Source organism: Photobacterium jeanii (assembly GCF_001650345.1).
Classification (GTDB): Bacteria; Pseudomonadota; Gammaproteobacteria; order Enterobacterales; family Vibrionaceae; genus Photobacterium; species Photobacterium jeanii.
The window spans coordinates 67,785-91,741 of record NZ_LVHF01000029.1 but is presented as its reverse complement, the minus strand read 5'-3'; the positions used below and the strand labels follow the sequence as shown (position 1 = coordinate 91,741).

The window sequence follows — 23,957 nt, the reverse complement described above, 5'->3', positions numbered from 1 at the left end:
TGTTATATTAACAATGCTTTGTGTTTTTGAGAATAAAATGGTTTTGTCATAAAGATAATTGTAGGTTGGTGTATTCAATAAAATCAATAGGTTAAATTTTGGCACGAAAGTTGGTTTACAAGGGCGAACGTAAACCGCTTTTGGAGTCAAAAATGACAAAGCAAAAATTTTCCCTGATCGCGCTCGTGATTGTATGTGTGACCTCATTCGCCATACTTTTGAGCTTAGGGAGTGAGATTTATCGTCAAGCGCCACCGATCCCAGAACGTGTCGTAACACTATCTGGTGAGGTGGTATTCACTAAAGACGATATACAAAATGGACAATTGGTATGGCGCTCGATGGGTGGTCACCAATTGGGCTCGATTTGGGGACATGGTGCGTATGTTGCGCCTGATTGGACGGCAGATTGGCTTCATCGTGAGGCTGAAATGTGGTTAGAGTCAGCGGCGCAATACCAATTTTCCTCGTCATTTTCTGAACTGGACAGTTATCAGCAAGCAGGGCTTGAAAGTCGCTTGCGTGAAGAAATGCGTCCAAACCAATACGATCCTGAATCAGGTGTATTGGTTGTGTCAGAGCGTCGTGCGCAAGTGATCCGCCAGCTACAAGCGTATTATGCGAGTTTGTTTGGTGATGATCCTGCGATGCAGCCAACGCGTGAAGCTTACGCGATGAAAGAGGGCACAATTGCCTCTGAGGAAAATCGTGAAAAGCTCTCTGCTTTCTTCTTCTGGGGCGCATGGGCGGCGGTAACAGAACGTCCAAACGAGAACTACACCTATACCAACAACTGGCCATACGATCCGCAAATTGGTAACACTCCTACCTCAAGCAACATTGTGTGGTCAGTAATGAGTGTGGTGCTGCTGATTGCGGGGGTTGGTGCTTTAGCTTGGTATCACGCAACACTTAAAGAACATCCATTACCTAAGTTGCCTGCTAGCGATCCACTTTTTGGTGTTAAGCCAACCGCATCACAACGTGCACTGGGTAAATACTTCCTGACTGCGGTAGGTTTGTTCTTGCTACAAATTGTATTAGGTGGCGTTACGGCGCACTACGCGGTTGAAGGGCAAAACTTCTATGGTATTCCACTCGCTGAGATCCTTCCTTATTCTGTAACCCGTACTTGGCATACTCAGCTAGCGGTATTTTGGATAGCAACCGCTTGGTTAGGTACAGGTCTTTATATTGCACCAGCACTTTCAGGTCATGAGCCTAAATTCCAACGTCTTGGCGTGAATGTCCTTTGGGTTGCGCTTGTGATTGTTGTACTTGGCTCAATGGCGGGTGAGTGGCTGGCTATTCAGCAGTACTTTGATATTGATATGAGCTACTGGTTGGGTCACCAAGGTCAGGAGTACATTGATTTAGGCCGTATCTGGCAGATCTTATTACTGGCTGGTTTGTTGATTTGGCTAGCACTCGTAACACGAGCAATTAAGCCAGCACTAAATCATGATAACGACATGAAGCCAGTGGTTTGGGTGCTGTACGCATCTTGTGTGGCTATTGGTTTATTCTACGGCGCAGGTTTGTTCCAAGGTAAACATACAAACCTTGCGATTGCAGAATACTGGCGCTGGTGGGTGGTACACCTATGGGTAGAAGGTTTCTTTGAAACTTTTGCGACCTCCGTGATTGCGTTGATGTTTGTGCGCCTTGGTTTGGTTCGTGCTCAATCAGCAAATAGCGCAGTGCTGTTCGCGACTGTCGTATTCCTAACGGGTGGCCTGATTGGTACTTTGCACCACCTATACTTTACTGGCACACCAACTTCTGTGATTGCATGGGGTTCTGTGTTCTCAGCTCTGGAAGTTGTGCCACTGGCATTGATTGGTTTTGAAGCGGTTGAAACATACCGTATGCGTAAGATGACGAGCTGGATGAGCCGTTACAAGTGGGCGATCATGTTCTTTGTTGCGACCGCATTCTGGAACTTGGTCGGTGCTGGTGTACTGGGCTTCTTGATCAACCCACCGATTGCGCTTTACTACATTCAAGGTTTGAATACCACGGCAACTCATGCTCACGGTGCCTTTATGGGCGTATATGGCATGTTGGGTATTGGATTGATGCTAACCTGCCTTCGTGGCTTAAGTAACACCACCACCATGTGGGATGACAAGCTGTTGAAGTGGAGCTTTTGGTCACTGAATCTTGGTCTACTTGGAATGGTGTTTATGTCGTTACTACCTGTGGGGATCGTGCAGTTTTTTGCCGCGATTGATCACGGTTATTGGTACGCACGATCACCAGAAGTGATTCATAGTGAGCTGGTTGAAACACTTGTTTGGCTTCGTGTGCCAGGCGATATCTTATTTGGTATGGGCGGGATTTTCCTTGCTGCTTTCCTTGCTAAGCTTGTGATGGCTGCGATTCAGAAACAACCGCAACCTCAAGCTGAGAGCCAAGCTTAAATGGACGAATGTCTCTAGGCGAAGAGAGATAATAACTAAAATTAGATTGTGAATTAACATTGCGCGTAATTACCTGAATATCTCCTTAATTTTATGGGTATTACGCGCCTTTTCTCGGAGTATTGAGTGAATGTATTTTATTATTAAGAATATACACCTAACATCTGTCACTTTGAGTATATTGCTCTACGTATATCGCTTCGCTATGTATTATTCGACCACAGAGGTAAAAACATCACCTAAATGGTTAAAGGTGATCCCACATATTAACGACACTTTGTTACTTTCTACTGGTTTGGCATTAATTGGTATTACTGGTTTTATCCCTTTTACAGATGCGGCGCCTTGGCTAACAATAAAATTAGGCGCAGTATTCGGTTATATTTTTTGTGGTTTTTACGCGCTGAGCAAAAAACAAACTGTGTGGGTGAGGTGGGGATTTTTCACTGCGTCGTTAGCATGGCTCGTTACTGTCATTTGTCTGGCTGTGTTTAAGAACATTGATTTGTTGTTTGGTTAAGTTTTTTGCTGAACAAGCTCTAAAGACCTTATTTTTAAACGTGGTAACATATTTCTGCTAAGACTGGTTCATAGGTGAACCATTGGTTTGCTTGCTTAGCTTGAAATCAGCCCCTTCTGCAATAGTTTCCTCCTTGAATCTTGCCTAGTCAGATGCTTATTTATCTGACTAATTGCTGAACAAAACTACGAATTATTTTCTCTTTATCATTTTCATTACACACACCAAGTGGTTTAATGGCGAACCTGTGTGTATTTGTGCTGTTTCCTTACCTCAGCAATAAAGTGTTTTCGCTTATTATTAACATTCAGTTATGAATGCGGTATGACAGCAGGAAATATTTTGAAACAAATAGTGTTTTTGCTATCGAGATAGCCTGTCGCTATTCAGGTTTCATTAATCACGGATTGTTACTTTATAGGCGAATAATAATTTATAGCACGCCTTTTTTGGTCGAATTTACATTTAATTGGTTTCACGTAATGAATAAGAAGATTATTGCTGCGGCGATTTGTGCAGGATTGTTGGTGGGTTGTGGTGATCAACTCAGCGGTCAACATGCAATGCCAGCGCCGTTAGTAGCTACCCAAGCGGTTAAAGTGATTGATTATCAGCAAGGTAAACAATACGTAGGACGTACCGAAGCACAAGAAGATGCGGCTATCATTGCCCAAGTGTCAGGTTATCTAAAAGAACGTTTTTTCACTGAAGGTCAAATGGTAAAAGCGGGTCAGCTTTTGTACCAAATTGATCCTGCGGCTTATGAAGCCAAAGTAGCCAGTGCTGAAGCTGCGATAGCGCAAGCGAAAGCAGAATTGAGTAACGCAGAGCAAAACTGGCAGCGTAACAAAAACTTGTTGCCAAAAGGCAGTATCAGTCAGTCTGACTTCGACCGTTCGACTGCAACCAAGTTGAGTGCAGAAGCGCAGCTAAAAGCAGCTAAAGCGCAACTGCATTTAGCGGAAGTGGACCTTTCACATACCAAGATTGTGGCGCCTTTTGATGGTCGTATTAGTGATAGCAAAGCCAGTATCGGTGATTTAGTTTCTCCATCGACAGGTGCTTTAACGACGCTAGTTAGCCTAGACCCTATGCACACGACTTTTAAGGTGAGCGAGCGTGAACGTCTGAACTTGGGTATTGATGCGTTAGATGGTGCAGGTAGCGGCAATGAGAATATCGAAGTTGTGATGTCGCTAGGGCAGGGTAAAACTTACGATCACCTTGGTTTTGTTGATTACATTGGTAACCGTATTGATCTGAAAACCGGTACGATTTCACTTCGTGCTAGTTTCCCTAACCCTGATCATACGCTACTACCGGGTCAACACGTGCAAGTATTCTTACGTGAAAAACAGCCAGTGCAAGTTAACGTGATCCCTCGTCGCGCAGTACAAAGTGACCTTGAAGGTGATTTTGTAATGGTGCTTACCGAAGACAAAGTTGCAGAGCGTCGTAACGTTGAGCTTGGTCCTCAAACGGAACAAGGCGTGATCATTCGCCAAGGTATTACTCAAGATGACGTCGTGCTAACGAAAGGTCTGCAAAGCGTGCGTAATGGCATGTCGGTACGTATCGAAGAGCCAGTTGCTGCACCTAGCAAAGACCAACCTCAGGCGTAAGGAAAAGAAGTATGCTTAGCCGCTTTTTTATCCAGCGCCCGAAGTTTGCGTTGGTAATCTCAATAATCATGACCCTTGCAGGGGCGATTGCATTATTGAATCTGCCTCTCGCGGAGTACCCAGAGATCAGTCCGCCGTCTGTAAACGTAACGGCATACTACTCAGGTGCAAGCGCCGAGGTTGTGGAAGAAGCTGTTGCCGCGCCGATTGAAGCGTCGGTCAACGGTGTAGAAAACATGATCTACATGTCATCGAAAAGTGCCAATGATGGCTCTTACTCGCTGGATGTGACATTTGATATCGGCACCGATCCCGATATGGCACAGGTTAACGTTCAAAACCGTGTTTCGCAGATCGAATCTAAGTTGCCATCTGAAGTTCGCATGGTGGGCGTGACGGTAGAGAAAAGTTCACCAGATATGTTGATGGTACTGAACTTCTACTCACCAGAAGGTAAGTACGATGATCAGTTTTTGATCAACTACATCAACCTTAACGTGAAAGACCAACTGGCACGTGCGAAAGGCATTAGCAAGGTTAATGTTGTTGGTGGTGGTGAATACGCAATGCGTGTGTGGCTTGACCCTGAGCGCATGGCGAATTTGGGGTTAACGACCTCGGATGTCACTGCGGCATTGGCAGAGCAAAACGTACAGGTTGCCGCGGGTAACATTGGTGCGCCACCGTTTAATAATCCGCAAGAAATGCAGTTTAGTTTGGTAACTAAAGGTCGCCTTGAATCAGCTGCTGAATTTGAAGAGATTGTACTGCGTGCTGATGCTAACGGCTCTGTCGTTTACTTGCGTGACGTTGCCCGCGTTGAGCTAGGTAAAAAGTTTTACACCGCGAACGGTACATTCCGCGAGAAACCAGCTTCTATCGTGATCTTATCGCTGCAAGCGGGGGCTAACGCACTGGAAAGTGGTCAAGCCGTGATGGAGTTGCTTGAAAAGCTGAGCGTTAACATGCCGGAAGGCATGACTTACGAAACCAGTTACGACACGACCTTGTTTGTGACCGAGTCAATCAAAGGGGTTGTGACCACCTTGATTGAAGCGATTATTTTGGTAATTGCGGTTACTTATCTGTTCTTGGGGAGCATGCGCTCGACCTTGATCCCGGTAGTAGCAATTCCTGTTTCCTTGATTGGTACCTTTGCCATCATGTTGGTGACGGGCTTTACCATTAACACCATTACCTTGTTCGGTTTGATCTTGGCGATTGGTATCGTGGTGGATGATGCCATATTGGTTATCGAGAACGTTGATACCAACATGCAGCGCGATCCATCGTTGTCACCGCGTAAAGCGACCTTGATTGCGATGAAGGAAGTAACAGGGCCAATCGTTACATCGACCATCGTTCTACTTGCAGTATTCCTGCCTGTCGCCATGCTACCGGGTATCACTGGTATCATGTATCGCCAGTTCGCACTGACAATCTGTATCTCAGTAGTGATCTCATCGATCAACGCCTTAACGCTATCGCCAGCGCTTTGTTCACTGGTGCTTAAACAGGGCGGTGATAACACGGCACGTTGGTTCCAGAAGTTCAACCAAGGTCTTGATAAAGTCACTCTCAAATACGGCGCGATTGCCGGCTTCTTGGTTCGCAAAGTTGCTATTTTAGGTACTTTGTTCGTGATCGCGGTTGGTGCGGTAACCTTCTTGGCGAAAACCACATCTTCTGGTTTCGTACCACAGGAAGATAAGGGCATCATGTTGGTAAACGTTCAGTTGCCAGATGCCGCTTCATTAAACCGCACTGAAGAAGTGACATTGAAACTTCAGAAGATGATTAATGAAGAGCCAAGCGTTGAAGGGATCACGGTTGCGAATGGTTACGCATTCTTAACGGGCGCTGCGGCATCGAACGGCGCATCTATGTTCATCAAGCTAAAGCCTTGGGATGAGCGTAACGCAATGGAAGGTGATCACTCGGCATTTGCAGTGATCAACCGTGTTAATGCTCGCGCAGCAATGGAAATTCCTGAAGCGGTTGTGTTTGCAATGGGTGCGCCTGCGGTACCGGGGATGGGTGTTGCCTCTGGCTTTGAGTTTGTACTGGAAGATAGCTTAGGGCGAAGCCGTTCAGATCTTGCCAAAGTGATGGGCGAGCTGATCCAAAAGGCGAATGAACAACCTGAAATTGCTTATACCTACAGTACGTTCCGTGCCAATGTTCCGCATTACTACATTGATGTTGATCGTGTGAAGGCGAAGCAGTTAGGTGTACCACTAACAGAGGTATTCCAAACACTGCAAGGTAACTTGGGTTCGATGTACGTGAATGATTTCACTATGTACGGTAAGAACTTCAACGTAACGGTTCAAGCTGACAGCGATTACCGTAATACTCTTGAGTCGTTAGAACGTTTCCACGTGCGTTCAACATCGGGTGACATGATCCCACTCAGTACTTTGGTGAGCGTTGAGCAAGTGTTTGAGCCTGATGTGGCTTGGCGTTACAACATGTACCGCTCGGCAATGGTTCAAGGTGCGCCATCGCCAGGTTACTCAAGTGGTGATGCGATTGCCGCTATGGAGCGTGTAGCCGCAGAGGTGTTACCGCAAGGCTATCAGTTTGAATGGACGGGGATGTCTTACCAAGAAGTAAAAGCGGGTAACCAAGCGATCTATGCCTTCGCATTAGCCTTGCTGTTTATTTACTTGTTCATGGTTGCTCAATACGAAAGTTGGAGTATTCCACTGGCAATTATCTTGGTCGTTCCGGTCGCGACTTTGGGTTCTTTCCTTGCGCTAGCAATGACAGGCACACCGCTTAACTTGTACGCACAAATTGGTTTGGTTCTGTTGATTGCGCTTGCCGCGAAGAACGCGATCTTGATTGTGGAATTTGCCAAAGTAGAGCGTGAAGAGAAGAATCTGAACATCGAACAAGCAGCGGTACGGGGTGGTAAGCTACGTTTCCGTGCGGTGAATATGACATCGTGGTCGTTTATCTTGGGTATTTTGCCGCTGATCTTCGCATCGGGTGCCGGCCACATTAGTCAGAACTCGTTAGGTGTGTCGCTCACTGGTGGTCTGTTATGTGTGCTATTAGCGGGTACTTTCTTGATCCCTGGTTTCTTTGCTGTGGTTCAGCGTCGCCGTGAAAAATTCCACGGTGGTTCAACCAAGCTGGTAAACCTTGATGATGAGTGATCATGATTGGTGTTATAGATAAGCCATATCGTTAAACATTCAGATAGTAAAAAGGCTTCACCGATGTGAAGCCTTTTTTATTCGTTCATTTTGTTCAATATTGTCTGAATAGTCAGCCAAAGAGTTTGCATCAAAAGCGGTGCAATGACCGCTTAACTGATTGGCTGACTTTTGCGATTACAGGGTGTTAAGGATAATCACACTGTCTTCTAATTCGGTCGTAATATCACTAGAGCAGCTTTGTTCCACTTGTTCTAGTAGTAGCTCATCGTCAGTTGGTGCGACGAAAGTTGTGTTATGAATCGTATCCATTTTTTATCTCCTTGATTGTTGCCAATCGCGATAAGTCGTTATTCTTTACTGACTTATCAGATTGGTCAGATACCCACCTTTAAAGGCATTGTTTGAGTTTTGTGTGAGGCAAAAAACTGCTGATAAAAACATGAACCTCAACATTCAATAACCTGCAAAATGGGTATTTACATCTTCTTAGCGCAATACTCTTCCTCTAGAGCAACACAGTTAATCCAGCTAAGCTTTAAAACTTGAGCGAACAGGATCAATGGGAAATGACAAACCACAGACATCTTTAAAGGGCGTCTGTGTGAATGGCTTAGTACCAGTGTGTATACGCAAAATAAGAAAATGACTTACCTTAAAAACTACAATTAGTCTTAATCATCTTCGATGAATATCTCATATTTATGAAAATTGGTGTTGGATCTCAAAATTTCAATGGTATGAGAGTCTATGTGCTTAACTTTTGTCCAAATTGCCCGTTTGGATCATTGCGGTAAGTACAGTTGGCTGATCAACGGGCAGTGATCGCTTAGCTGGTATTTATCCAATTGCTCTTGGGTGTAGATGTATTGGTAGGTAGTAGGCGGTGACGGCTGTTGATCCAGCAGTGCTTGTGATACCAAAATGTGATCAATTAAGTCGGGATAGGGGCGCAGGCGTTTACCATGTTTGGAGTGAGCTTTAACCACGCAGGTATCCTTTGTGTGTTTATTTTCATCGTGATGCCATAACGAGATCAATCGAGTACCTGGGTGGTTTGATGTTTGGTTCAGCGTTTGGCTAAGTGCTTGATTGAGAGTCTGGGTTAGCCAGTCGTTTTGACTGGTGAGAATATGATTAAAGTCACCCATAATCACCCAGTTCTGTTGCTGACTTTTTTGTTGATGGCTTTGTTGCTTGTTATTTTGTAGCCAATCCCCGAGCTCGGCGAGTTGCTGTTTGAGTAACTGGCAAGAGCCTGAAGCTTTATGGTGCTTATTTGGGGTGTGGCAGCCGCTTTTTAGATGGACGGACATTAAGGTCACACTTGGAGCATCAGGGTTTGCTTGGATCGCAATCACGCTACCGTAACGTAGTTTGCCTCGTTTATGGGATGAATAGCGAGATACGTTTAATCCGGCTAAGTCTTCAATATCGGTGACCGTGATGCCTTTACGCACAGCAAAGCCAGTGAACTGATTAACGTCTTCAAAGATTTCGTGGCTTTGTTGTTGTCGTTCAGAAAAGTAAAAATCGTAATGATCGCCTGAAACCACTTTCTCTAGTGCAGTTATTGAGTCAACTTCTTGAAAAGCCAAAATGTCAGGGTTTATAGATTCAAAAATCTGGCGAAGGGCAGCAAAGTCTTGCTCTTGGCGTGATGGCGCATATTTAAACTCATTCAGGGTTAGCCATTCCATGTTCCAGCTCATTAAGGTCAATGGGCGATCTAGGGTTTGTTGGCTATTGATATTCGCTTGCAGGCTTGATGCATCATCTTCTGGTGCTAGCCAAGAATAAACCGTGCTAGCGGTGATAAAACAGGTGATGATCGCTGTGATAAAAATGAGCTTAAGGGGTGAGTTCATATTGATACGTCGCTACATAAGAGTCTAGAAAACAATGACGAGCTACCTGTTTAGCATGCGCTTTTCTATTTAAAGTAAAAGTGACCTTAAGCACAGAAGTGTATAACTGCGAGTGGTATCACTTCCCCGGCATAATGTGTGAAAGGTTGCGTTGCCCTGTGATGTTTTGCAATTCAAAAATTTGCTTGTAGATCGTGTAGTAGCGGCTGATATTACCGACATACACCACAGGTTCGAGTCCGATTTTTTTGCGTACAACGACCTCGACATTATTGAACCACTCATCTTCATTAAACCCTTGTTCACTCGCAAGGCGACGCATTCGCTTTATACGTGCAGGCCCTGCGTTGTAACTGGCGAGGGCAAAGTAGATCTTGTTTACTTCATCGATATTTTCATGCCCAAAATAGTGATCGAGAATGAAATCCATGTACTTTACGCCCGCATGAATGTTGTTATCCAAGTTGTAAATATTGGGGATGTTGACATAAGGTTCGCGGGCGGTTTGCGGGAGCACCTGCATGATGCCGATAGCCCCAGCGCGTGAGCGTTTCGACTGATCAAATTGTGATTCTTGAAAGGCTTGGGCTGCGATGACTAGCCAGTTGATATCGTACTTATCACCGTAGCGAGTGAAACGGGTTTCGAGCTTTTTGAATTTTTTAATATTGTCAGGGCTAACCACTTTCTTAAACCATGCTTGGCTATGAAGGTAGCGTTTAAAAATCACATTACCGTTTAATGTGCCGTGACGATTGTTCTCGATAAAGCCATTAATGATTTTGGCAAGTTCAGGGCTGTTTTTACGGAACATCCAACCAATTTCACCACCTGTTCGAATAGGGGCTTGAGTATGAAGTTGGAGATCTTCGGTCACTAAGTCCCAAAACTCCGCTTTATGGCTGTCGAGCACAGTCATGGTGATCATGCCTGATTGCAGCATTTTGATCAGGTCATAGTCTTGCAAGGTTTCCTCGATGAAGTGAATTTGCATCGGTTTTAGCTGTTGCTGGCGAAGGGCGGCGTTGATTTTGCGTAGGCTTTGGTAATAGCTTGAACTGGGTCTTACCCAAACGCTTTGTCCCGCCAGTTGTTCAAAACTCTTGATGGGCTTCACTTTATCTGTGGTGATGAAAAGCTCGTTAATGTCTTTGAGAATCGGGGTGCTGAAATCGGCTTGCTTCTGTCGCTGGGTGGTGATGGTGAGGTTTGCCGCAGCTATATCGCCCAAGCCTGATACAAGTGCGGGTAGCAGTTGATCGCGAGGTACTGGGATCACACTTAAATGCAGTCGCTTTTTACTGTGTTTAGTGAGGTACTTTTCGAACAAAATCAGCATTTCTGATACCACACCTTTAGGCTTACCTTTATCGAGGTAGTAGAAACCAAGATCGGCAGCGACTAATACACGGATCACTCCCTCATCTTTGATGGTGTTGAAGTCACCGGTATGACGAACGATGGGAAGTGGCGCTACTTCAATCGCGCTGACTGGGCGCGGTAGCCATAGTAAACACAGCAAAGAGGTTAGCCCCAGTATGGTGTGCAGCTTTAGGTGCGATGAAAGCGGGTAGTTATGGCAAAGGGATATGAACAAAGACAAGTAGCTTTGTACTTTGAGTTGCAGTGATTCAACATAGGCCATCATTCCACCTCTGATTTGGTCTATTCCCTTCATCATTTGTTGGTATCACAGGGGGAGTGAAGGTGAAGTATTCTGCGCAATCAGCACTTACTGACGGTTAACTCAGTATAGTCGAGATGATTGACGCTGATGGAATGACTGTTTTGCTTAAGCCGCTTATTAAGCGGCTTTATAGCAGTATTGGTTACGACCAGCAGCTTTGGCTTGGTATAAGTGTTGGTCGGCTTCCTCTAATAAAGACTCAGGACCTGTGTGATCTAGCCACTGCGCAATACCTTGGCTGACGGTAACCCATTCGCTGGTGGCTGAGTTTGGATGCAACAGCGCAGCGTTAGTGAGATTTTGCTTGATACGTTCAGCCACTAAAATAGTGCCCTCAATGTCAGTGCAAGGAAGCAGCACCACAAATTCTTCACCCCCGTACCGAGAAACACTGTCAGTCGTGCGCATCAAACTTTGCTGGATCACTTGTGCGACGTCTTTTAAGCATTTATCCCCTTGAGGATGGCCTAATTTGTCGTTGTAGTCTTTAAAGTGATCGATATCGAGCATGATAAGTCCAAGCTCGCTGCTTTGGCGTTTCGCAATGTTGCATTGCTTATTTAATTCATACTCAAAGTAACGTCGATTATGAATGTCGGTTAATTGATCTTTGGAGGCCAGTTCTGCCAGTTGTTTCATCAGGCGCTGGTTTTCATGCTCTTTTTCGATGTTATTGATGAACCAGCGGTACAGAACATGTCGACCAGATTCAATGATGATGCAGATAGCAACGAACTTCTCGATCGGTAAGACGTAGAAGGTGTCCATTTTGTCGAAACCAATCCAAGTTGTGATCACGAGCAGTGGCGTGACACAGGTATACAGCATTGGACGGTAAGCAAAGAAGGCGAGCAGTACAATCATCAACATCAAGTCTGTCAGAATGTCTGCGGCAGCAAAAAAGCGGGGCTGATCTGAAAGATAAAGAATAAGGCTAGCCCAGCTTACGCTGAATGCGGCGCCATATGCGGTTGTCGCAATTTTCCAGTAAGGCTTTATCTTTTTGAGCTGTTTGGCTTGTAGTCCAAGAATAAATACTCCCGCGCAGATGCCAAGTAATACCAGCAAAAAAACGAAATAGGGGTGAGCAAAACGCCATAATTCAGATCCTACGGAAATGACAACCATAACGAGTAAGAAAAGGGAGAGGGCGGAAGCAAGTTGTAATCCAGTTGTAATGTTACTAAGTGCGGCGTTGTCAACGCGACGCATTAAGCTGAGCTTATCCATGTCAATTATACGTATTATTATCCACTGCGATTAGTGTACTTGAATTTATAGAATGCAAGGACTTTTTTCGTGAAAAAGTGAGTTTGAAGCTAATAAATTGATTGACAAAAAGGGTTGCAAAATAAATTACATTTCAAATTTTGCAGCTGCTCATAATCATCGTTCGATCCCTATCCGCCTATTGTGAAAACTTGATTTTGATCAATGTTTATTGAGCGTAAATTTTGCTTAATACACCCCCATATATTGTAGTGACTGTTAACCAGATACCTATATTTAGTGTTTTAAGTGACAGTGTCATTTTATAGGAGCCAGCTGTGAACCCTGTTGTTATTAAGCGTGATGGATGCCGTGTACCATTCGATACACTACGCATCAAAGAAGCTGTACTTAGCGCTGCTAAGTCAGTTGAAGCCATGAATGAGGCCTATGCGGCTTCGGTTGCAGATGGTGTGCTGTCACAGTTCATATCGGCGAAAGAAGTTGAAATTCACGCCATTCAGGACGCAGTTGAAAACCACCTTATGGCAGGTCCTCACAAAGAAGTTGCGCGTGCGTACATTGAGTACCGTCACGACCGTGATATCTCGCGTGAGAAGAAAAGCCACCTAAATAATGAGATCCGTGGTTTGATCGAGCAGAGCAATGCTTCTCTGCTAAACGAAAACGCAAACAAAGACAGCAAGGTAATCCCGACTCAACGCGATTTGCTAGCAGGTATTGTAGCTAAGCACTACGCGAAACAGCACCTGTTGCCGCGTGACATCGTGCAAGCACACGAGATGGGTGACATTCACTACCATGATTTAGATTACTCACCGTTCTTCCCGATGTTTAACTGTATGCTTATCGATTTGAAAGGCATGCTAACGCATGGCTTTAAGATGGGTAATGCTGAAATTGATACGCCAAAATCAATTTCAACAGCAACAGCAGTGACTGCACAGATCATCGCGCAAGTTGCTAGCCACATTTACGGTGGTACAACGATTAACCGTATCGATGAAGTGCTAGCACCGTTTGTGACAGTAAGCTACGAGAAACATCTTGCTGTAGCGAAAGAGTGGGATATTCCAACGCCGGAAGATTTCGCGATCAAGCGTACTGAAAAAGAGTGTTACGACGCATTCCAATCACTTGAGTACGAAGTAAACACACTGCATACAGCAAATGGTCAAACACCGTTCGTGACGTTTGGTTTTGGTCTTGGTACGTCTTGGGAATCTCGTCTTATTCAACAATCTATCCTAAAGAACCGTATTGCTGGCCTAGGTAAAAACCGTAAAACAGCGGTATTCCCGAAACTGGTATTTGCAATCAAAGATGGCTTGAACCACAAAGCGGGTGACGCGAACTACGATATCAAGCAACTGGCGCTTGAGTGTGCATCTAAGCGTATGTACCCAGATATCTTGAACTACGACAAAGTGGTTGAAGTAACGGGTTCGTTCAAAACGCCAATGGGTTGTCGTAGCTTCCTTGGTGCTTACGAAGAAAATGGTGAGTTGATCCACGAAGGTCGTAACAACATCGGTGTTGTGAGCCTGAACTTACCGCGTATTGCGCTACAAGCTAAAGGTGATGAAGCGGCATTCTTTACGCTGCTTGATGAGCGTCTACAGCTTGCACGTCGTGCACTAGAAACTCGTATTTCTCGTCTTGAAGGCGTGAAAGCTCGCGTAGCGCCAATCCTATATATGGAAGGTGCATGTGGTGTTCGTCTAAATGCTGACGACAACGTATCTGAGATCTTTAAGAACGGTCGTGCATCGATTTCTTTGGGTTACATCGGTATCCACGAAACGATCAATGCGCTATACGGCACAGAAACGCACGTTTACGATAGCGAAGAACTACGTAACAAAGCACTAGCGATTGTTCAGCGTCTGAAAGATGCTACTGAGCAGTGGAAAGCTGAAACAGGTTACGGCTTTAGCTTATACAGCACGCCAAGTGAAAACCTATGTAGCCGTTTCTGTTCTATCGATACTAAAGAGTTTGGTGTTGTTGGCGGTGTAACCGACAAAGGTTACTACACAAACAGTTTCCACTTAGATGTAGAGAAACAAGTAAACCCATACGACAAGATTGACTTTGAAATGCCGTACCCAGACATCGCGAACGGTGGTTTCATTTGTTACGGCGAATACCCGAACATTCAGCATAACGTAGAAGCGTTAGAAAACGTATGGGATTACAGCTACTCACGTGTACCTTACTACGGCACGAACACACCAATCGATGAGTGTTACGACTGTGGCTTTACTGGTGAATTTGACTGTACAAGCAAAGGCTTTACTTGTCCTAAGTGTGGCAACCACGAGCCATCTCGTGTGTCTGTAACGCGTCGTGTATGTGGTTACCTAGGTAGCCCTGATGCGCGTCCGTTTAACTTCGGTAAACAAGAAGAAGTGAAGCGTCGCGTTAAGCACATGTAATTGCTATTAAAAAGCAAAGCTGACTTAACTAATATCAATAAAGAAGTGCTCACGGGCACTTCTTTTATTTTCCACCTACCGCAGTTCTTAGCGACTGAGTGAGGCTCATAGTGCATTATCATAATTATTACCCTGTTGATGTAGTGAACGGACCGGGCACGCGTTGCACCTTGTTCGTGTCTGGTTGCGTGCATCAATGCCGTGGGTGCTACAACAAAAGTACATGGCGGTTAGATAGTGGTCACTTGTTCACTCAGCAGATGGAAGATCAAATTATTCATGATTTGAATGACGATCGCATCAAACGCCGTGGTTTATCACTTTCAGGTGGTGATCCATTGCACCCTGAGAATGTTTCAGCAGTGCTTAAATTGGTGAAACGAGTGCGAGAAGAGTGCCCAGGTAAAGATATTTGGTTATGGTCAGGTTATTTGCTAGCTGAACTGACACCAGAGCAACAAGCTGTGATTGAGCTAGTGGATGTCATGATCGATGGCAAGTTTGAGAAGGAGAGGCATGATCCTTCTTTGGTTTGGCGCGGAAGCGATAATCAAGTTATTCATTACTTTAAAGACATTTCATAGCGTTCAAAAGCCCAGTAGCATACCTCTTTTTGTTGCTGGGTTTTGTTTTATAGCCCTTCCACTGACTCACCATTATTCTGAAAAACTGTTATCTTGCCCTCAAATACGATTGAGCTATATTCTTTTATTAAATTTATGCCGTTAGAACAAGCCATTGCTGTTGTAGCTATAAATGAAGCTTTATTAACGAAAGAAGCTTGAATACATAGCTTTATATCTGAACCTAACTTGAATTAATTATAAACGGTATCTTTGCTAATTTTATGTTCAAGAACAGTTAAGTTTATAGTGCTACTGTGAATGCGTAAAAGGAATTAATTGAAATGAAGAGGTCAGCATTAATACTATTTTATTTCTCATCATTGGAATATTTATAAAATAGCTTAATGCAGCTCTAACTTTATTTCTCTATATGGAAAGAACTCTGATTATTAAATTAACCAATTGAGGTGATTTATGAAAAAGTTACTTATTCCTGCATTGTTTATTTCATTATTTTCGGTTAATGCAATGGCGAATAACAGCACAACTGAAAACCAAGCTAAACCTACTTCTGTTGTTTGTCAGTCAGCTAAATTGACCAAAGCGAGCAACAATATGGATGGTATTGATGCTGCTAATTACCATTCATGCAAAATGCGCCAAGAAATTCAGGAAGGGCGCTAAGCGTTTAACTTCATAAACTTGTTGTTGATATCCACTGTCAGTTCACCCTTTAGCAATGGCTAAAGGGTGTTTTTTATGCCTGAGGTTAGGTGCTGCGGTTAAGAAAAGAGGGGAAAAGTTGGGTCTGGCGGCAAAATAAGGTAAAGTCAGCGCCTATTTGCAAAATTGGTAACTTCTTATGTCTCGCACAATCCTATATACCTACAAAAAACAGGAAAAAACTCTGACATTTTCATACGATCAGTTCCGTACTATCCACGAAGCGGTAGCTGCTGCGGAAGGTATTGATCTTACAGAGTTCTTGAAGATGGAACTTCAGGTAGAAATGGTATCTAACTCATCGAAAGCAGCGAAAGATTACCGCGATAACTACTTCAAAAAATTAGGCTTCGGTCGTATCACTCTGGCGCAAAAAGAAAACCGTGGCGTTGGCCATAAGTAGTTGTGCTATTGGTCTACCTAAATGGCTTACATGAGTAGTTATTAGGTAGACCTGATTATGTTATTGCTGAACCTGCGTTACACCTCGCATTCTGTCTGCATGATGGCAAGCCCATCAGCGAATGCTTCTTGCCATGCCCTCGCAACTTGATCTGAGAATCTAGGATCACATTCTTCAATGGTTTTCAGTAAACACTCAAACCAAATCTTGAGATCGTCTGTGGTAATGCCAATTCCATCTTTACCGTGGCGTTTGGCGTAGCCTCTTACTGTTTGGCGTGCAGAAGCCGACGTTGGCGCAAGCATAATGATGATCATCGACGCTTTAATCATGGTCATTTGCTTCGCCATATCAACGCCTTCAAACATTTCTTTAAATTTCTGATCTTTTAGAAAAAAGCGCGCATAGAACTTCTTGAGGAATGCTTCGTTACGATTACAGCGGTCAAAACTGTCGTTAAAAACCTGATGAATGTCCATTTATCCTCCTAAGGCTGCTCCATGCCAATGTGGGGAGATTCGTTACTTAACAAATTTAAGATCAACTACTTAGCTTACTGATTATTATAGTGGCACAGATTTCACCAGATTAACTCTGATGACAACAAGAAAGGTGATTTGTGTGATAGGTGTTGTGTTATGCACGTGTGTGCAACCAGATGGAAAAAAGGCTTAGCGAATTTTCCGCTAAGCCTATCCATATTTGGATTTGCGCCAGTGCTGACCCTAGCTCTTACTCTAAGAGCTAACGACAAGAGCTAACGACAAGAGCTAACGACAAGAGCTAACGTTTTAGCTGGTCTGCATTCGCTTGCGGCGCTTTACCATACGAAGCACTGCCTCTAGTGTACAAAGTATGAGTCCTAGCCAGATAAAACCAAAGCTTACGGCTTTAACGCCGTCAAACACTTCATTAAATAGCACGACAGCTAAGATGAATTGTAGGCTTGGCTCGATGTATTGCATCAATCCCACCATAGTTAGGCTAGTGCGGTTGATCGCCAGCGCAAAAAAGACCAAAGGTGCCAGCGTTACAGGTGCAGAGCCTATATAAAGCATCAAGGTGCTACTGTCGGCATAGAGCGCCGTACTGGTGCCATCTATGTATGTCCAAGCGAGGAAGCCGATTGCCAAAGGTGCTAGCAAAGCCGCTTCTAAAGTTACTGATGTCATCGCATCGAAGCGAATGTTTTTCTTACACAGGCCGTAAAGCGCGAAGAAGCTACCCATGATCAATGAGATCCAAGGAAGTTCGCCGTAATGCCAAACTTGGTAACCAATACCTAAAATACCCAAAATTACAGCCATGACTTGTGCATGGGAAAGACGCTCTTTTAGGAAGAATACCGCCAGAGCGATCGCAAATAGGGGATTTATAAAAAATCCTAGGCTGGCTGCTAATACTTGCCCATGGGTCATGGCCCAAGTGAAGGCATACCAAGAGACACACATAATGAGGCCAGCGATAAAAGCCATAACCAATGAGCGTTTATCTTTTAATAATTCAGCCAGTTTAGGCAAAGGCTGGCGCAACATCATGCAAATCAAAAACATACATGGCACAGAGAATACAATACGTAGTGCCAGCAAGTCGTTAATATTTGCTTGTGGCAAATATTGATAATAAAGAGGTAACAAGCCCCAAAGTACAAAAGAGAAGGCCGCTAACGCGTTGCCTGCACGTTGAGATTGCATGGTTGAATTCCATCGAGAGTGAATTAGATGAGTGCGATTCTGTCACTAAACTTAGTCGGATTGAAGCGAATTGTGTAAATTTATTATGAAGAATTCTAACCAGAGCTACTTTTACGTTAAAGCATGACGAAATTAATGATATCTCGTTAAACCACTTACTGTCATGCTTATTTTTTCAGGGCGGTAACTGTATAGACAGTCCAATACCTTTGTTCACCGGTGAGCTGTGCAGATCGTTCTTTTTTCTCTTGCCAAGCAATAATATAAAAGTTTGCGAGTAGCGTTTCGATGTCATTTTTGCTGTGAGTGAGAATGGGTAATTGTTCATTCTCATCACTGCCGTCTTTGCCAATAAAGTGACCACAAAAGATCCCACCGCTGAATAAACTCTTTTCCATGTTTTTCCAGAAGGTATTGAATTCATCTGGTTTACTGTAAAACAGACAGGCACTGGCGTTGATCAAGTGTGCTCGAGGAAATTGGTATTCATCAAAGGTGCTGATTTTGACATCAAGCATAGGGTTGTCTGCTGCTAGCGTATGCTGAGCGAGCTTTTCAATCGAGGCTAAATCTTTGTCAAAGGCATAAACTTGAAAACCTTGCTCTAATAGATATAGAGCATCACGACCCGAGCCACAGCCACAATCAACCGCAATATTGGTAGATTGGCGTTCACCAAGAAACTGGTTGGCTTCCACCACATGTGAACGAGGCGGTAACAGGCTTTGAGTATTGAGATAGTTTAACCAGTCCACAGTTGCCATAACGTCTTCAGTTCCTACTTACCAAATCCAATGCTATAAGCCTTCATAAGGGCTGAGAGTTGCTTGATAAGTATAATGAGCACGCAAATATCTGATTGCTCACTTTTTGGACTCGTCTATCAAGTAAGTAGAGTGCTAGGGCGATTCACAGCATGAACACGCTAATATTTCAAATAAAGTTAATCTGGAAATATCGTCTAAGTCAGGTTTTTTGGTAGAATAGGCGGCAATTATCGCCAAGTGGCAACGAACAGTAGAGAGAAAATTATGACCAAGTTAACGTCGGATATCCAAGCGAATCAGGATCTATTCGTGACTGAAAGCCAAGAAACGCGTTTTGTTTGGGGTCTTCGTAATGAAGAAGGTGACTGGCTAGCTGTTGAATCTTCAGAGTTTGAAAATTCAGAAGTAATGCCATTTTGGTCGAATAAAGAAGACGCACAAGTTCACTGCGTAGACGAGTGGGCTGAGTTCTTTGTATCTGAACTACCACTAGATATCTTCCTAGAAGATTGGATGATCACTCTAGCTGAAGATGGTGTGCTTGTTGGTCTAAACTGGAACGAACAACTTGAAGGTAGCGAGCTAGAACCACAAGACGTGGCTAAGCTTTACCTTTAATTTCATTGTTAACGCTGATAAAGCGTTAAGGTTGAAAGTGAAAACGGCGCTGATTTTTCAGCGCCGTTTTTTGTTTTCACTGTTTTGATTAGGAAATATTTGGCCTGTAACTCAGAGTGGTAAATTACAGCTGTAATCCCCGTGTTATTACAAGGCTTGTTTCGCAAGTTCGCGCGTTTGGTGCTGATGGTAGTAATAACGCACGTATTGATAACCCACCCAAAAGACTAAACAGGTGGCCACGGTAATTTCCAATAACCCAAGCTTTTCAAGCCATGCCCATTGCGGGAAATCGTCTACCAAGAACTGACGTAGACGTTCACTGGCAACGGCACTGATCACTGACGGGAAAGTCACCGCAGCTAAAGATGGCTGAAATCTTTGTTTCAATAAATCGAAATAACAGAGGTACACCAAGATAGTCATGGTGATACCTACACCGCCTAACGCGCCAGTTAAAATTAAATCTGGCTCTGATACATTCAATAAATACGCGGCAAGGGAAAGGTTAACTGGTGCTGCCATTATGGCAAGAGTCGGACGTGCTTTACGTGGTAAACGACTAGCAAAGCAAAGGCGGTAAAGCACCACGGGTAGCATGATGAAGTAAATCATGATGCAAAGATCAGTCATGGCTAGTGAGAAGGTGTGATGACCAATTTGAACACCTGCCAAGGTGCCGCTGATTGCGCCAACGGGGTACAGAAACCAGCTTGGGTAGAGGTTAATCAACCGAAAGTTTTTTAATTGGTAATAAAAGAAAGTAGACAGCATGACATAGTGCAAGCTAAGGGCTGGGTACCACAATAACCGTGCACTATTAATATGAATTGAAGAAAGGTAATCAGCCAGTACCAACATGGTCATGGTCATTGGTGCCATCAAGCTGCCATATAGTGGATGCTTGAGATCTTGCAGAAATAGACTCGGGTGGCACAAATATTTGAGCACAACAGGAATGAGTAGAGCAGCGCCAATAACAGCACAAATACTACGAAGCAGGTGGGCGTGATCGGGAAAAAATAGCGACCAAGCCAAACCAAGCCCGGTCGTGCCAAGCGCTAACGAGGCTTGCGCGGTTGGAATGCGTTGTAGTCGATGCGCCAAACTGATCATTTGTGCTGCAAACTCCTTAATTGAGTTATTGAGAGGTTGGTTATATTACACTAATCCCATATTTTTCCTTAGATCTAGGTTGGCATTTGAAAATCTGATGTTTATTTTTCAATAGCTTAGCGCCATGTTCTAGAAATGTAGATCTAATGCAGAAAAATGGATTAATTAATTTGCCAATTACCGAATTAATGACCATATTTATAGTGAACCTGCAATGAGTTGTTTCATAGCATTTCGGAGGAAAGCTGTTTTAATCTTGCTCAAGGGTGTAGGTTCGGGTGTAGAGAGTGGAAACTGTACTCTTGCATCGTCAAATGCGTCGATGGTGATTGAATCGGCACATTACAATTTGGATAGCAACACACAAAAAACGATACTTCTTCGCCAATAAAATAAGCGCTCGGAAAAAACGATTATCGTTACGAGCACGGCAAACTCAACGTAGTGAGTGGCGAAGCCTGATACACGTTATATTTGTTACGCTAAACGTCGCAGTAGGCGGTTGTTACACGAGTCACAATTCATATTTGGTGTGATATTGCCAGTATGTAAGTGCTGTACTGAGAAAAGAGATACACGGTAGCAATAAGTAGTAGCAGATAGCCTCGAGTGTACTGTTCTAGGTAGACTGGGGTCCAAAACAAACCAAGCCGCACTGCAATGGTGCGGCTTTTCTTTTATATTTTTTATCTGGATTTCATTTCTTTTTTATTGTGTTCAGCACCTATCACTGATCTTTGCCTGTTCATCTACTTGTTTGTGCTGCATTGTGTTCTTCTTCACTGCTTGCTGCTCTTCGTAGCCAACAAAGGTATTTCGACCTCGGCTTTTAGCTTGATAAAGCGCTTTATCAGTTTTCTGGATCAGGCGATTTAGCCCCATATTATAAAGGTCGTGGCAACAATAACCACCGATTGACAAGGTGAGTACTGAGCTACAGGCTGACTGACTGTGCGAGATAGCAAGATCTGCCACTGCTTTCTCAACGATCGCTACTTTTTCTTTTGCTTGTTGCAATGTTTGCCCGGCAAGCAGCATTAAAAATTCGTCACCACCATAGCGGAACACATAGTCATTGGGAGCGTTAAATACTTGCTGGAAGGTTTTGGCGAGTGTCACTAGCACTTGATCACCTTTGTGATGACCGTAGAAATCATTAAACCCCTTGTAGTAATCAACATCTATCATCAAGCAGGTTAGTGGCTCATTCTTTTCTACTGCATTGGCAATGACTTCAGGAACGACTTTCTCTAGTTCGTAGCGGTTATAAAGCTGGGTTAGAGGATCTTGGCGCGACAACATATCAAGCTTTTGATTTATAGTCGCCAAGGCAAGTTGTTGTTGATGCAAAGCTTGGGTTTGTCGTTGGTTTTCTAGCGCGACAGCAATAAAGCTGGCTAACTGCTCGGCTAACTCACAATGATAACTTTGATATAAAAACGCAGTGCGGTGCTCTAAGAACAAAGCACCAATGGTTTTGTTGTTCAATTTTATCGGGGTGATAATGCCGGATTGATTTTGTTCACCATCGCCAAAATACATTTGTCTATCAAGGTACTTAGGATCAATGTACCCTGTCACTTCATCTAATGAGCTGGTATTAAGCAATAGAGTTTGCTGGTGGTAAATACAGTAGGCACCTAGGCTCGAAATGTGCTCACAATTGATGGTGAAAGGAGCAATTAAAGTCTCATCTTCGATGAAGTGGTTATAATTTAAAACCTTATTTTCTTCATCAAACAACGCAATCCCAAACACATGGATAGGGATGATTTTGTTTACTTGCTGGCTTACATCGAGCAAACAATCATTAAGGTTGGTGATCGTTGCTATGTTTTGTCCGATCTCGGTGATGATTTTCAGCTTGCTATGCAGTTGCTGTAAAGTGTCGTGTTCGCGTTTTTGTTCGCCTAGCTGCAGGATACTCTCGATATAAAGCGTTTCACTATGAGTAGCACGTTTGAGTTCTTCAGCGGAAAGCTTTGCTTGCTTTTCGATGGCTAGGTTTTCAAGCAGTAATTTGCCTTGTCGCTTGTAGATCTTGGCTTCGAGTTCAAATAAACGAATACGTAGCTGGTAGTTTTTTTCTGCTTTTATCAGAGCAAGGGCTTGGTGAACATGTTGTAAGGCAAGCTCATAGTCATTGAGCTTAAATAGCAGAGCGGCGAAGTAACATAAACAGTCACCTCTCCCATAGTATTCGTAAGACGCTTTGAAGTGTGCATCGGCCTGTTCAAAAAGAAGTTTTGCTTCTTCGTCATTGTTTTGCATTGCTTCTATACGGGCTTTATAGCCAACCGCAAACCCGAGTGAGCGTGGACACGCTAACTCATGAGCAATGGTAATGCTGCGCTCAATATAGAAATTGGCCGCGATGAAATTGCCGATATAGCCTTCTGCAATAGCGGCATTGTCTAGCGCAAGTGTTAAGCAACTTTTGTCGTTTAATAGTTCGGCAAGGCCAATAGCTTTTAGGCTATAGCTCTTGACTCGTGAGAAGTCACCAAGAGAGATGTAAGCATCACTGATGTTTAAATTGAGGAGCAGCTTGAGGTTATCATCTTCGATACTGTTGTTTGATAATGCTGCTAAAAAGTGTTTCAGCGATTGATGAAATTGCCCTATGAGAGAGTAGATAGTTCCTAAGTGAAGATCACAGTAAATATAAAGTACTGTATTTTGGTTGTTCTCGCACAGCATCTGGCAATGAATGAAGTGAGGGATTGCTTCTTCAATGGGACGACAGCGGTAAACGTCGTAAGCATTCAGAAAACTAACGTATTCTTCTGGAAGCGTTATATCCGCTTCTTTAATCATTAGCTCGATTTTCTTACGAACTTGCTTAACAGCATCTCGACCTTGCTCTTGTTGCAAGCGCGTGAGCATGGTTAGTATTTGTGAAAGTATGCGGGCTTTGATCATGGTTCACTATCCATGTAGGCATCCATTTTTATAAACGGTATGTTATACCGTATTTGTGTCAGCTGGACAATAATATAATTAACTACACATTCCGTTGTTTTTATTAATAGTTACAGATTTGCATAAAGTATATCTTGATTCAAAAATTGAGAAGATATTACATGGGTAATAGTTTTGTTATGTGATCATGCGATAT

The 23,957-nt window shown here is 43.7% G+C and carries 18 protein-coding genes; 9 read left to right on the top strand and 9 right to left on the bottom strand.

Going from position 1 to position 23,957, the window contains the following annotated elements:
• Positions 1–152 precede the first annotated feature (152 nt).
• From A3K86_RS15230 to A3K86_RS15215, 4 genes are all read left to right on the top strand, one after another.
• Positions 153–2,423 carry a nitric-oxide reductase large subunit gene (locus A3K86_RS15230; RefSeq protein ID WP_068332895.1) on the top strand — a complete coding sequence of 757 codons (2,271 nt, stop codon included), beginning with the start codon at positions 153–155 and terminating at the stop codon, positions 2,421–2,423.
• Between the two features lie 130 nt (positions 2,424–2,553).
• Positions 2,554–2,943, top strand: coding sequence for a SirB2 family protein (locus tag A3K86_RS15225; RefSeq protein WP_068332892.1), 390 nt, complete (start codon positions 2,554–2,556; stop codon positions 2,941–2,943).
• A gap of 482 nt (positions 2,944–3,425) precedes the next feature.
• Positions 3,426–4,565, top strand: a complete 1,140-nt coding sequence (locus A3K86_RS15220; protein ID WP_068332889.1) for an efflux RND transporter periplasmic adaptor subunit — start codon at positions 3,426–3,428, stop codon at positions 4,563–4,565.
• A gap of 11 nt (positions 4,566–4,576) precedes the next feature.
• Positions 4,577–7,729, top strand: coding sequence for an efflux RND transporter permease subunit (locus A3K86_RS15215; RefSeq protein ID WP_068332886.1), 3,153 nt, complete (start codon positions 4,577–4,579; stop codon positions 7,727–7,729).
• A 177-nt stretch (positions 7,730–7,906) separates the two neighbouring features.
• Here A3K86_RS15215 and A3K86_RS23085 read toward each other — a convergent pair whose 3' ends face one another.
• The 4 genes from A3K86_RS23085 to A3K86_RS15200 all read right to left on the bottom strand — a co-directional run bounded on the left by A3K86_RS23085 (position 7,907) and on the right by A3K86_RS15200 (position 12,514).
• On the bottom strand, positions 7,907–8,041 hold the full coding sequence (locus A3K86_RS23085; RefSeq protein ID WP_269747616.1) for a hypothetical protein: 135 nt from the start codon (positions 8,039–8,041) through the stop codon (positions 7,907–7,909).
• 473 nt (positions 8,042–8,514) lie between these two features.
• On the bottom strand, positions 8,515–9,597 hold the full coding sequence (locus tag A3K86_RS15210) for an endonuclease/exonuclease/phosphatase family protein (protein WP_068332883.1): 1,083 nt from the start codon (positions 9,595–9,597) through the stop codon (positions 8,515–8,517).
• Between the two features lie 118 nt (positions 9,598–9,715).
• Complete coding sequence (locus A3K86_RS15205) at positions 9,716–11,278, bottom strand: MltF family protein (RefSeq protein ID WP_232322010.1); 1,563 nt, start codon at positions 11,276–11,278, stop codon at positions 9,716–9,718.
• Between the two features lie 123 nt (positions 11,279–11,401).
• The gene (locus tag A3K86_RS15200; protein WP_068332880.1) at positions 11,402–12,514 is read right to left on the bottom strand and encodes a GGDEF domain-containing protein; all 1,113 of its coding nucleotides are present in this window, start codon (positions 12,512–12,514) and stop codon (positions 11,402–11,404) included.
• Positions 12,515–12,831: 317 nt separating this feature from the next.
• On the opposite strand from A3K86_RS15200, the gene nrdD reads away from it, so the two are divergent.
• From nrdD to A3K86_RS15180, 4 genes are all read left to right on the top strand, one after another.
• On the top strand, positions 12,832–14,952 hold the full coding sequence (nrdD, locus tag A3K86_RS15195) for an anaerobic ribonucleoside-triphosphate reductase (protein WP_068332878.1): 2,121 nt from the start codon (positions 12,832–12,834) through the stop codon (positions 14,950–14,952).
• A 110-nt stretch (positions 14,953–15,062) separates the two neighbouring features.
• A complete protein-coding gene (gene nrdG, locus A3K86_RS15190; RefSeq protein ID WP_068332876.1) occupies positions 15,063–15,536 on the top strand; it encodes an anaerobic ribonucleoside-triphosphate reductase-activating protein in 474 nt (157 codons plus the stop codon).
• A gap of 456 nt (positions 15,537–15,992) precedes the next feature.
• Positions 15,993–16,202, top strand: coding sequence for a hypothetical protein (locus A3K86_RS15185; RefSeq protein ID WP_068332873.1), 210 nt, complete (start codon positions 15,993–15,995; stop codon positions 16,200–16,202).
• Between the two features lie 178 nt (positions 16,203–16,380).
• On the top strand, positions 16,381–16,644 hold the full coding sequence (locus tag A3K86_RS15180; protein ID WP_068332871.1) for a DUF2960 domain-containing protein: 264 nt from the start codon (positions 16,381–16,383) through the stop codon (positions 16,642–16,644).
• 77 nt (positions 16,645–16,721) lie between these two features.
• Here A3K86_RS15180 and A3K86_RS15175 read toward each other — a convergent pair whose 3' ends face one another.
• From A3K86_RS15175 to A3K86_RS15165, 3 genes are all read right to left on the bottom strand, one after another.
• Positions 16,722–17,123 carry a globin gene (locus A3K86_RS15175; protein WP_068332870.1) on the bottom strand — a complete coding sequence of 134 codons (402 nt, stop codon included), beginning with the start codon at positions 17,121–17,123 and terminating at the stop codon, positions 16,722–16,724.
• 312 nt (positions 17,124–17,435) lie between these two features.
• Positions 17,436–18,338, bottom strand: coding sequence for an EamA family transporter RarD (gene rarD / locus A3K86_RS15170; RefSeq protein ID WP_068332867.1), 903 nt, complete (start codon positions 18,336–18,338; stop codon positions 17,436–17,438).
• Between the two features lie 167 nt (positions 18,339–18,505).
• Positions 18,506–19,102 carry a methyltransferase domain-containing protein gene (locus A3K86_RS15165; protein WP_068332864.1) on the bottom strand — a complete coding sequence of 199 codons (597 nt, stop codon included), beginning with the start codon at positions 19,100–19,102 and terminating at the stop codon, positions 18,506–18,508.
• 267 nt (positions 19,103–19,369) lie between these two features.
• Between A3K86_RS15165 and A3K86_RS15160 the strand changes: the two genes are divergently transcribed.
• A complete protein-coding gene (locus tag A3K86_RS15160) occupies positions 19,370–19,723 on the top strand; it encodes a DUF2750 domain-containing protein (RefSeq protein ID WP_068332861.1) in 354 nt (117 codons plus the stop codon).
• Between the two features lie 147 nt (positions 19,724–19,870).
• On the opposite strand, the gene A3K86_RS15155 is transcribed toward A3K86_RS15160, so the two are convergent.
• Positions 19,871–20,839, bottom strand: coding sequence for a TDT family transporter (locus A3K86_RS15155; protein ID WP_198160433.1), 969 nt, complete (start codon positions 20,837–20,839; stop codon positions 19,871–19,873).
• 717 nt (positions 20,840–21,556) lie between these two features.
• Entirely contained in the window at positions 21,557–23,761 is a 2,205-nt protein-coding gene (locus A3K86_RS15150) for a sensor domain-containing diguanylate cyclase (protein ID WP_068332858.1), read from the bottom strand.
• Between the last annotated feature and the right edge of the window lie 196 nt (positions 23,762–23,957).

What these genes read in the sequence shown, in the direction of transcription:
- A3K86_RS15230 (WP_068332895.1), top strand. Translation starts at nt 153, where the DNA reads ATGACAAAGCAAAAATTTTCCCTGATCGCGCTCGTGATTGTATGTGTG.
- A3K86_RS15225 (WP_068332892.1), top strand. Translation starts at nt 2,554, where the DNA reads ATGTATTTTATTATTAAGAATATACACCTAACATCTGTCACTTTGAGT.
- A3K86_RS15220 (WP_068332889.1), top strand. Translation starts at nt 3,426, where the DNA reads ATGAATAAGAAGATTATTGCTGCGGCGATTTGTGCAGGATTGTTGGTG.
- A3K86_RS15215 (WP_068332886.1), top strand. Translation starts at nt 4,577, where the DNA reads ATGCTTAGCCGCTTTTTTATCCAGCGCCCGAAGTTTGCGTTGGTAATC.
- A3K86_RS23085 (WP_269747616.1), bottom strand. Translation starts at nt 8,041, where the DNA reads ATGGATACGATTCATAACACAACTTTCGTCGCACCAACTGACGATGAG.
- A3K86_RS15210 (WP_068332883.1), bottom strand. Translation starts at nt 9,597, where the DNA reads ATGAACTCACCCCTTAAGCTCATTTTTATCACAGCGATCATCACCTGT.
- A3K86_RS15205 (WP_232322010.1), bottom strand. Translation starts at nt 11,278, where the DNA reads ATGATGAAGGGAATAGACCAAATCAGAGGTGGAATGATGGCCTATGTT.
- A3K86_RS15200 (WP_068332880.1), bottom strand. Translation starts at nt 12,514, where the DNA reads ATGGATAAGCTCAGCTTAATGCGTCGCGTTGACAACGCCGCACTTAGT.
- A3K86_RS15185 (WP_068332873.1), top strand. Translation starts at nt 15,993, where the DNA reads ATGAAAAAGTTACTTATTCCTGCATTGTTTATTTCATTATTTTCGGTT.
- A3K86_RS15180 (WP_068332871.1), top strand. Translation starts at nt 16,381, where the DNA reads ATGTCTCGCACAATCCTATATACCTACAAAAAACAGGAAAAAACTCTG.
- A3K86_RS15175 (WP_068332870.1), bottom strand. Translation starts at nt 17,123, where the DNA reads ATGGACATTCATCAGGTTTTTAACGACAGTTTTGACCGCTGTAATCGT.
- rarD (WP_068332867.1), bottom strand. Translation starts at nt 18,338, where the DNA reads ATGCAATCTCAACGTGCAGGCAACGCGTTAGCGGCCTTCTCTTTTGTA.
- A3K86_RS15165 (WP_068332864.1), bottom strand. Translation starts at nt 19,102, where the DNA reads ATGGCAACTGTGGACTGGTTAAACTATCTCAATACTCAAAGCCTGTTA.
- A3K86_RS15160 (WP_068332861.1), top strand. Translation starts at nt 19,370, where the DNA reads ATGACCAAGTTAACGTCGGATATCCAAGCGAATCAGGATCTATTCGTG.
- A3K86_RS15155 (WP_198160433.1), bottom strand. Translation starts at nt 20,839, where the DNA reads ATGATCAGTTTGGCGCATCGACTACAACGCATTCCAACCGCGCAAGCC.
- A3K86_RS15150 (WP_068332858.1), bottom strand. Translation starts at nt 23,761, where the DNA reads ATGATCAAAGCCCGCATACTTTCACAAATACTAACCATGCTCACGCGC.